Annotated in this window: 9 protein-coding genes; 6 read left to right on the plus strand and 3 right to left on the minus strand. The window is 70.1% G+C overall.

Features of this window, described 5'->3' with window-relative positions:
* The first annotated feature begins 44 nt into the window (after window positions 1–44).
* The 6 genes from ACJA3G_RS21705 to ACJA3G_RS21730 all read left to right on the plus strand — a co-directional run bounded on the left by ACJA3G_RS21705 (window position 45) and on the right by ACJA3G_RS21730 (window position 6,358).
* Complete coding sequence (locus ACJA3G_RS21705; protein ID WP_067164662.1) at window positions 45–452, plus strand: DUF742 domain-containing protein; 408 nt, start codon at window positions 45–47, stop codon at window positions 450–452.
* On the plus strand, window positions 433–1,014 hold the full coding sequence (locus tag ACJA3G_RS21710; protein WP_358837020.1) for an ATP/GTP-binding protein: 582 nt from the start codon (window positions 433–435) through the stop codon (window positions 1,012–1,014). Before ACJA3G_RS21705 ends, ACJA3G_RS21710 begins: the two co-directional genes overlap by 20 nt.
* A 340-nt stretch (window positions 1,015–1,354) precedes the next feature.
* Complete coding sequence (locus ACJA3G_RS21715) at window positions 1,355–4,687, plus strand: nitrate- and nitrite sensing domain-containing protein (RefSeq protein ID WP_406554688.1); 3,333 nt, start codon at window positions 1,355–1,357, stop codon at window positions 4,685–4,687.
* Window positions 4,688–4,697: 10 nt separating this feature from the next.
* Entirely contained in the window at window positions 4,698–5,111 is a 414-nt protein-coding gene (locus tag ACJA3G_RS21720; protein ID WP_026057603.1) for a roadblock/LC7 domain-containing protein, read from the plus strand.
* Window positions 5,112–5,226: 115 nt separating this feature from the next.
* Window positions 5,227–5,796 (plus strand): DUF742 domain-containing protein, encoded by a 570-nt coding sequence (locus ACJA3G_RS21725; protein WP_406554689.1) that lies wholly within the window; start codon window positions 5,227–5,229, stop codon window positions 5,794–5,796.
* Window positions 5,777–6,358 (plus strand): ATP/GTP-binding protein, encoded by a 582-nt coding sequence (locus ACJA3G_RS21730; protein WP_069978110.1) that lies wholly within the window; start codon window positions 5,777–5,779, stop codon window positions 6,356–6,358. The genes ACJA3G_RS21725 and ACJA3G_RS21730 overlap by 20 nt, the downstream gene beginning before the upstream one ends.
* Window positions 6,359–6,504: 146 nt before the next feature.
* Here ACJA3G_RS21730 and ACJA3G_RS21735 read toward each other — a convergent pair whose 3' ends face one another.
* The 3 genes from ACJA3G_RS21735 to ACJA3G_RS21745 all read right to left on the minus strand — a co-directional run.
* Window positions 6,505–6,711 (minus strand): acyl-CoA carboxylase subunit epsilon, encoded by a 207-nt coding sequence (locus ACJA3G_RS21735; protein WP_406554690.1) that lies wholly within the window; start codon window positions 6,709–6,711, stop codon window positions 6,505–6,507.
* A gap of 12 nt (window positions 6,712–6,723) precedes the next feature.
* Window positions 6,724–8,307, minus strand: a complete 1,584-nt coding sequence (locus ACJA3G_RS21740; RefSeq protein WP_406554691.1) for an acyl-CoA carboxylase subunit beta — start codon at window positions 8,305–8,307, stop codon at window positions 6,724–6,726.
* Between the two features lie 154 nt (window positions 8,308–8,461).
* Window positions 8,462–9,269: polysaccharide lyase family 8 super-sandwich domain-containing protein (locus tag ACJA3G_RS21745; protein ID WP_406554692.1), on the minus strand; the 808-nt coding region annotated here is incomplete at its 5' end.

The following is a 9,269-nucleotide window of genomic DNA, read 5'->3' on the forward strand; positions in this document are numbered from 1 at the left end:
GCTCGAAGACACTCGCTGTCCCTGCTGTCCCGCCCGGAGGATCAATGACCCCGCCACCCGCCTCACACGATTCGTACGGCGCACTGCACGACGCGCACTACGACAGTGAAGGCGACCAGCCGCTGGTCCGCCCGTACGCCATGACGGGCGGCCGGACCCGGCCGCGCTACCAGCTGGCCATCGAGGCGCTGGTCAGCACGACCGCGGACCCGGCGCACCTGGCCACGCTCCTCCCGGAGCACCAGCGGATCTGCCACCTGTGCCGCGAGGTCAAGTCGGTGGCGGAGGTCTCGGCGCTGCTGCAGATGCCGCTCGGTGTGGCCCGGATTCTTGTCGCCGACCTGGCGGAGGCCGGCATGGTGGCCATCCACCAGCCGGGCAATGGAGAGGCCGGCGGCACGCCGGATGTGACGCTGCTCGAAAGGGTGCTCAGTGGACTTCGCAAGCTCTAGCGGCGGAGCTGCCCGCTCCACCACCTCCGCGAAGATCGTGGTGGCGGGCGGCTTCGGCGTGGGCAAGACCACGTTCGTCGGCGCCGTCTCGGAGATCAACCCTTTGCGTACCGAGGCCGTCATGACGTCCGCCTCCGCGGGCATCGACGACCTCACCCACACCGGGGACAAGACCACCACCACGGTCGCGATGGACTTCGGCCGCATCACGCTCGACCAGGACCTGATCCTGTACCTGTTCGGCACCCCGGGCCAGGACCGCTTCTGGTTCATGTGGGACGACCTGGTGCGCGGCGCGATCGGCGCCGTCGTCCTCGTCGACACCCGCCGCCTCGCCGACTGCTTCCCCGCGGTCGACTACTTCGAGAACAGCGGCCTGCCCTTCGTCATCGCCCTCAACGGCTTCGACGGCCACCAGCCGTACACGCCCGACGAGGTCCGCGAGGCCCTCCAGATCGGCCCCGACACCCCGATCATCACCACCGACGCCCGCCACCGCGGCGACGCGAAGAGCGCGCTGATCACCCTGGTCGAGCACGCGCTGATGGCACGACTCAAGTAGGAAGTCGTATACGGCAGTTGTCGTAGACGAACGGGGGCGGACTGTGTCCTTTGACACGATCCGCCCCTGTGTTCATAACATTTCGACAGAGAATTCGCGCGTGGCGGCCACCCGCCGCGTTCGCACGGTGTCACTGCGCTCACATCGGCCCCGCCTTTTGGCGGGGCTCGCTCTTTATGCCCGTTTTATCTGAGGCGTGGGCCACTCGGAACCCCGGATTCCAGCTGTTTGGAACGGACCCCCCTGGCGTGCTGGAATTCGACGAACTCCCGAGTAGTACGGCTCAGAACATTTAAAGGCACACCGCGAGAGGTGCCGGCGCCGAGAGGTTGTTGGTCGAGTGAGGCGAAGCACGACGAGCTCCGCGACGCAGCAGGCGCGGGGCAACTTCACCCCGCCGCAGCGCAGTGCGGCGACGCCGGACGAGCTGCCGAAACCATCCGGGGGCAAGGGCGCGGGACCGCTCGCCGGCCCCGACACCGGCAGTCAGAGCAAGTTCTCGCCACGCAACTGGCGGGTGGCAACCCGTCTGAACGCCATCCTCCTCATCCCCGTACTCGTCGGCCTCATCATGGGCGGCTTCGAGGTCAAGGGGTCCATATCCACCTGGCGCGACGCGCGTGACGCCGAGAAGACGGCGCAGATCGTGCGCGCCGCCTCGGAGTACGGCCAGGCCCTGCTCAACGAGCGCGACCTCACCGCCCAGCCGCTGCTGCAGAACAAGCGCGACAGCGAGGTCATCGCCAAGGCCGTCGCGACCTCGGACGCGGCCCGCGCCAAGTTCGACCAGGAAGTGCAGGGCATGCCGGACACGGCGAGCCTCAAGCGCCGCCTGGCCAAGGTCCGCGACGCCGAGAAGAACCTCGACGCGCTGCGCAAGACCGCCTACGCCAAGGGCGTCGAGGCGAAGAACCCGGTGCTGACCGAAGAGGGCTACACCCAGATCCCCCACTACCTGAGCACGTTCTCCAACGAGCTCGGTCTGGGCACCGGCAACATCACCAGCTACGGCCGCATGGTCTACGCGGTCGACCTCGCCAAGGCCGCGGAGTCGCTCCAGCGGTCCATCGGTCTGCACCTCATCATCCGGCCGAGCGAGGACCCCAAGACCTTCCAGCTGCAGGTCAAGGCGTTCAACTCGTACAACTACCTGGAGTTCATCGCCCTCGGCGAGTTCGACGCCGGTGGTACGGACGCGGACAGCCTCCATCTGAAGCAGGTCATGGACGCCAAGGCCGCCCAGGCCGCCAAGGACGTCCCGGCGGTGCGCCAGCAGGCCGACGACGGCCCGCGCATCGGCGCGGCCCCGGCCCGCGACGGCTCGGTCTTCAACAGCATGGCCGCCGCGATCGGTGAGGGGCAGAGCGCCAAGCAGCTCAAGGCGCAGGGCATCACCCCCGACGCCTGGATGGCCGCCTCCACCGCCAAGTTCGACGGCTACACCGAGGTCGAGCAGGAACTGGTCAGCCGGGCCGTGGACGAGGCCGGCCAGATCGCCGACGACGCCAAGACCTCCGCGTACATCAACGGCGCCATCGTCGTGGTCTCGCTGCTCGCCGCCTTCATCCTGGCCGGCATGGTGGCCCGCCAGATGAGCCGCTCGATGCGCCGGCTGCGCTCCGCCGCCTTCGAGGTGGCCGAAACCCGGCTTCCGATGCTCGTCGACCAGCTCTCGCGGACCGAGCCCGGCCGGGTCGACACCCGGGTCGAGCCCATCCCGATCACGTCCACGGACGAGATCGGCGAGGTCGCCCGCGCCTTCGACCAGGTCCACCGCGAGGCGGTCCGGCTCGCCGCCGAGCAGGCCCTCCTGCGGGGCAACGTCAACGCGATCTTCACCAACCTGTCGCGCCGCAACCAGTCCCTGATCGAGGGCCAGCTGACCCTCATCACGGACCTGGAGAACAACGAGGCCGACCCGGACCAGCTGGAGAGCCTCTTCAAGCTGGACCACCTCGCGACCCGTATGCGCCGCAACGGCGAGAACCTCCTCGTCCTCGCCGGCGAGGAGCCGGGCCGCCGCTGGAACCAGCCGGTCCCGCTGGTCGACGTGCTGCGCGCCGCCTCCTCCGAGGTGGAGTCGTACGAGCGCATCGAGCTGTCCGGTGTGCCGGAGAGCGAGATCCACGGCCAGGCCGTGACCGACCTCGTGCACCTGCTCGCCGAGCTCCTGGAGAACGCCACCACCTTCTCCTCGCCGCAGACCAAGGTCCGGGTCACCGCGACCCGTCTCCCCGACGGCCGCGTCATGATCGAGATCCACGACAAGGGCATCGGCCTCACCGCCGAGGACTTCGCGGACATCAACCACAAGCTGGCCAACCCGCCGACCGTGGACGCCGCCGTCTCCCAGCGCATGGGCCTGTTCGTGGTCGGCCGCCTCTCCGACCGCCACGGCATCCGGGTCCAGCTGCGCCCCTCCGGCGAGCAGGCGGGCACCACCTCGCTGGTCATGCTCCCGGACGCGATCACCCACGGTGGCGGTGGCGAGCCGGTCCCCGGCGACGACTTCACGGTCTCGCAGATCATCCCGGAGCAGCGGGAGTTCCAGGCCCCGGTCCAGGCCCCGGCCATGCGTACCGCCGCCGAGCTCGGTTTCGACGACTCGCGCTACGAGACGGACGAGCAGGGCGAGGACCTCCAGCTCGACCCGGTCAACCGCTCGCTGATGCGCGAGGAGCGCCGCGCGGCCCTGGAGGCGCAGGCGCAGGGCGGCGACCGTCCGCTCTACCGCGACGAGGTCGACGGTGTGCCGCAGGGCGCCGCGTACGACGAGGGCTACGGCGCCCAGCAGTCCTACGAGGGCCGGTACGACGAGGCCTACAACGGACAGCAGACCTCGTACGACAACCAGTTCGACGGACAGCAGCAGTACACGCAGGACTACTCCGGCGCGTACCCGCAGGAGTCCTACGGACAGCAGAACGGTTACCCGGACCAGGGCTATGCGGAGGCCGCCTACCAGGCGCCCGCGGCCGATGGCCCGCAGTACGACGGTGGTTACGGTGACACCCCCCACCAGGGCGAGTGGCAGCGGAACGACTCGTACCAGGATTCCTACACGTCCGACTACCAGCAGGCGAACGAGGAAGCGGAATCCGCTCCGGACGTTCCCGGCGGCGGTCGCGAGCGCGTAGGCTTCGACCGGCCGGGCCCCACCCCGGCCTCCGCCCACGAGCTGACCGGCGCCGGTCTGCCGAGGCGCGGCGGCGGCCAGCAGAACTGGCAGCCCGCCGCCCAGGAGCCGCAGCAGAAGTCCGAACCGCAGCGGCCCGAGCAGCAGCGGCACCCCGTCGAAGGCACCGGCCCCGCGCCCGTGAACGGATCCGCGAACGCGGCCGTGAACGGCAGCGGTTCCGGAGCCCCGGACGGTGTCGCGTCCACCGCCGACGCGCCCACCGGCGACTGGCGTTCGACCAACGACGAGCGCTGGACGCGGGCCGAGAAGCTGCGTGAGCCGAAGGCCGGCGGGGTCACCCCCTCGGGGCTTCCCCGGCGGGTGCCCAAGGCCAATCTGGTCGAGGGCGCGGCGGAGCAGACCCCGCAGGGCGGCCCACAGGTCTCCCGCGCTCCGGAGGACGTCCGCGGCAGGTTGAGCAACCTGCGCCGCGGTGTCCAGCAGGGCCGCAGCGCGGGGTCGGACACCAGTAACACCTACAACCAGGAGCGTTAGTGTGAGCCCGATGAGCCAGGCGGCGCAGAATCTGAACTGGTTGATCACCAACTTCGTGGACAACACCCCCGGGGTGTCCCACACGGTGGTGGTCTCCGCCGACGGACTCCTGCTGGCGATGTCCGAAGGCTTCCCCCGGGACCGGGCCGATCAGCTGGCGGCCGTCGCCTCCGGGCTGACGTCCCTGACCGCGGGAGCCTCCCGGATCTTCGAGGGCGGTGCCGTCAACCAGACGGTCGTGGAGATGGAGCGCGGCTTCCTCTTCATCATGTCCATCTCGGACGGTTCCTCGCTGGCCGTACTCGCCCACCCCGAGGCCGACATCGGTCTCGTGGGCTATGAGATGGCTCTCCTTGTCGACCGCGCGGGCACCGTCCTCACCCCGGACCTGCGCGCGGAACTCCAGGGCAGTCTCCTTAATTAGTTGTGAACTTCCCGTTCTCAACTACCAGTCAGGCAGTGCGTTTCTCGCCACCGCGCCATAAGGTGCGGTGGCGCGGTCCCACAGGAACGGGCGACCGGCAGTCGGAGGAGGAAACGTGACAACACCCCCAGGCGGACACCCATACAGCGGTGGACAGCAGTCTCCGGGTGAGCACGGGCAGAACCGGTTCAACTTTCCCTCCGCCCCCAGCAGAAGCGGCCAGGGCCAGCACTCGTACCAGCAGCCCCAGCGCAGGCCGAGCCCGTACGACCAGCCGCCGCAGCCCCGCATCGAGCCGGTGCAGCCGCGGCAGACCCCCCAGCCCTCCCCGGCGGGCGGCACGCACAATCCCCTTGTGCGTCCGTACGCCATGACCGGCGGCCGGACCCGGCCGCGCTACCAGCTCGCCATCGAGGCGCTGGTGCACACCACGGCGGAGCCCGCCCGGCTGCAAGGGCAGTTGCCCGAGCACCAGCGGATCTGCCAACTGTGCCGTGAGATCAAGTCGGTCGCGGAGATCTCGGCACTCCTCTCCATCCCCCTCGGCGTTGCCCGAATCCTCGTCGCCGACCTGGCGGAGGCCGGACTTGTCGCCATCCACCAGCCCGGCGGCGACGAGTCCGCCGGCGGCCAGCCAGATGTGACACTGCTCGAAAGGGTGCTCAGTGGACTTCGCAAGCTCTAGCGGCGGTGCTGCCCGCTCCACTACTTCCGCGAAGATCGTGGTGGCGGGCGGCTTCGGCGTGGGCAAGACCACGTTCGTCGGCGCGGTCTCGGAGATCAACCCTCTGCGTACCGAGGCCGTCATGACGTCCGCCTCCGCGGGCATCGACGACCTCACGCACACGGGCGACAAGACGACCACCACGGTCGCGATGGACTTCGGCCGCATCACGCTCGACCAGGACCTGATCCTGTACCTGTTCGGCACCCCGGGCCAGGACCGCTTCTGGTTCATGTGGGACGACCTGGTGCGCGGCGCGATCGGCGCCGTCGTCCTGGTGGACACCCGCCGCCTCGCCGACTGCTTCCCGGCCGTCGACTACTTCGAGAACAGCGGCCTGCCGTTCGTCATCGCCCTCAACGGCTTCGACGGCCACCAGCCGTACACGCCCGACGAGGTCCGCGAGGCCCTCCAGATCGGCCCCGACACCCCGATCATCACCACCGACGCCCGCCACCGCGCGGACGCGAAGAGCGCGCTGATCACACTGGTCGAGCACGCGCTGATGGCACGGCTGCGGTAACCCCGCCCGTAACGACGCGGAAGGCCCCGCTGCTCCCCCTGGGGAGCGGTGGGGCCTTCGGCATGGGGCGTCCGGTACCGGCACTGTGCAGCGCGAAGGCCCCGGCCGCTCCCAGAAGGAGCGGCCGGGGCCTTGCGCAGGCGGAGCTAGCCCTGCCAGGAGTGCGCGGTCCGGAAGCCCGGGGTGCGCTCCAGACGGCGCCAGCCGGCCGTGTCGCGGCCCCGGSMCGGGGCCGGGGCGGACTGGGCGGCGGCGCGGGCGAGCAGGACGGCCGTGATGGCCGCCAGCTCCTCCGGTGCCGCCTCGCCCTTCTCCACACGGAGGACGGAAGGGGAAGAAGTCGGGGTGTTCACTCGGGCTCCTCGTTACTGAGGCGGGTTGCCGTGCTTGCGGGACGGCAGGTCGGCGTGCTTGGTGCGCAGCATCGCGAGGGAGGCGATCAGCACCTCGCGGGTCTCCGCGGGGTCGATGACGTCGTCGACCAGGCCCCGCTCGGCCGCGTAGTACGGGTGCATCAGCTCGGCCTTGTACTCCTTGACCATGCGCACGCGCATCGCCTCGGGGTCCTCGGCCTCCGCGATCTGCTTGCGGAAGATGACGTTGGCGGCGCCTTCGGCGCCCATCACCGCGATCTCGTTGGTGGGCCAGGCGTAGGTGAGGTCGGCACCGATGGACTGGGAGTCCATCACGATGTACGCCCCTCCGTACGCCTTGCGCAGGATCAGGGAGATCCGGGGCACGGTGGCGTTGCAGTACGCGTACAGCAGCTTGGCACCGTGGCGGATGATCCCACCGTGCTCCTGGTCGACGCCGGGCAGGAAGCCGGGCACGTCCAGAAGGGTGACGATCGGGATATTGAAAGCATCGCACATCTGAACGAAACGGGCGGCCTTCTCCGAGGCCTCGATGTCCAGGACGCCCGCGAGCGTCTGCGGCTGGTTGGCCACGATGCCGACGACCTGGCCGTCGAGCCGGGCGAGGGCGCAGATGATGTTGCGCGCCCAGCGCTCGTGGATCTCCAGGTAGTCGCCGTCGTCGACGAGCTCCTCGATCACCTTGTGCATGTCGTACGGACGGTTGCCGTCGGCGGGCACCAGGTCGAGCAGCACGTCGCCGCGCCGGTCGGCGGGGTCCTCGCTGGGGTGCGACGGCGGGTTCTCCCGGTTGTTGGACGGGAGCATCGACAGCAGGTAGCGGACCTCGGCGAGGCAGGTCTCCTCGTCGTCGTACGCGAAGTGGGCCACGCCCGAGGTCTCGGCGTGCACGTCCGCGCCGCCGAGCCCGTTCTGCGTGATCTCCTCGCCGGTCACCGCGCGGACCACGTCCGGGCCGGTGATGAACATCTGCGAGGTCTCACGGACCATGAAGACGAAGTCGGTCAGGGCCGGGCTGTAGGCCGCGCCACCGGCGCACGGGCCGAGCATCACGGAGATCTGCGGGATGACCCCGCTGGCGCGGGTGTTGCGCTGGAAGATGCCGCCGTACCCGGCGAGGGCGCTGACGCCCTCCTGGATGCGGGCGCCGGCGCCGTCGTTCAGGGACACCAGCGGCGCCCCGGCCGAGATGGCCATGTCCATGATCTTGTGGATCTTGGTGGCGTGGGCCTCGCCCAGCGCGCCGCCGAAGATACGGAAGTCATGGGCGTAGACGAAGACCGTGCGGCCCTCGACGGTGCCCCAGCCGGTGATGACACCGTCCGTGTACGGCTTCTTGGCCTCCAGGCCGAAGCCGGTCGCCCGGTGCCGCCGCAGCTGCTCGACCTCCTTGAACGAACCCGGGTCGAGCAGCAGCTCGATCCGCTCGCGCGCGGTCAGCTTGCCCTTGGCGTGCTGCGCCTCGGTCGCGCGCTCGCTCGGCCCGCGCCGGGCCTGCTCGCGCAGGGCCAGCAGCTCGGCCACACGTCCACGCGCGTCACTGGGCTCGCCCGGGGTTACGTCCACAACGGTCATGCATCGACCCTACGAACCCGACCAAGAATTTCCCGCCGTCGACTCCGTACAGTCTCCGGACCGTTTTCCTGGTAGCCCTGAACAGAACTATCGCGCGATGCAGGCGAAGTGCCAGCTCAGACCGGTGCGGCGTTGTAGGGGTCCAACAACACGATCAGATGAGAGTCACATCACAGCGATGGCAGGCGCCCGCCGTGCCCGGGGTGATCCGCAGCCGCAGCTCCTTCCCGGCGGCGAGGACCTCGACGGACGGATCGGCGCCGGTCACCCCCCTGACGGCCCGTCTCCAGACGACCTCGAAGGGCTGTCCGGTGCGCGGCGGCTCACCGACCCGGAGCGTGGCCGTCGCCCCCTTGCTCCGTACGAGCACGCTCGCCGGGGCGGAGACCGACAGCGGGCCCGCTCCCCCAGCCTGCCAGAAGTTGGCGCACACGAGGCCGAGCGCGGGCACCGACACGGCCTGGCAGGCGGCGGTGTTGGCCAGCACGGTGAGCCAGCCGGTGTCGGCGGCGCGGGCGGCCACGGTCCGCCGGGAGGCGCCCGGCATCAGCTGGTAGCTGTAGGAGGCGCCCACCGGGTCGACCCCGTGGTCCAGCCACAGCGTCTGATAGGTCCGGGTGCGCCGTTCGGGGGAGCTGGTGGTGTTGATGTCGCTCCACGCCCCGGTCCGGGCCTCGCGCAGGGTGCGCAGGGCGGTGGTGCCGCCGGGGAAGACCCAGCCGCCGTGCCCCTCCAGATGCGCCCAGCGGGTCCGGGCGGCGCCGTCCCGCGAGAAGACGGCGGCCCCGGCCTCCCCCAGGTTGCGGTTGTCGACGACGGTCTCCACCCGCACCCCGTCGGCGGCGGTGATCCCGGCGCCGAGGCAGATGACCGTCCCGGCCGTGCAGAACCAGGACTTGCGCGCCTGGAGCGTCGAGCCGAGCCCCTTCAGATGCTGCCCGACGGCACCGAACTCCCCGTCG

The organism is Streptomyces sp. YS-3 (genome assembly GCF_045257485.1).
GTDB lineage: Bacteria > Actinomycetota > Actinomycetes > Streptomycetales > Streptomycetaceae > Streptomyces.

Excerpts from the sequence above, each read along its gene's own strand:
- ACJA3G_RS21705 (WP_067164662.1), top strand. The coding sequence starts at position 45 with ATGACCCCGCCACCCGCCTCACACGATTCGTACGGCGCACTGCACGAC.
- ACJA3G_RS21720 (WP_026057603.1), top strand. The coding sequence starts at position 4,698 with ATGAGCCAGGCGGCGCAGAATCTGAACTGGTTGATCACCAACTTCGTG.
- ACJA3G_RS21740 (WP_406554691.1), bottom strand. The coding sequence starts at position 8,307 with ATGACCGTTGTGGACGTAACCCCGGGCGAGCCCAGTGACGCGCGTGGA.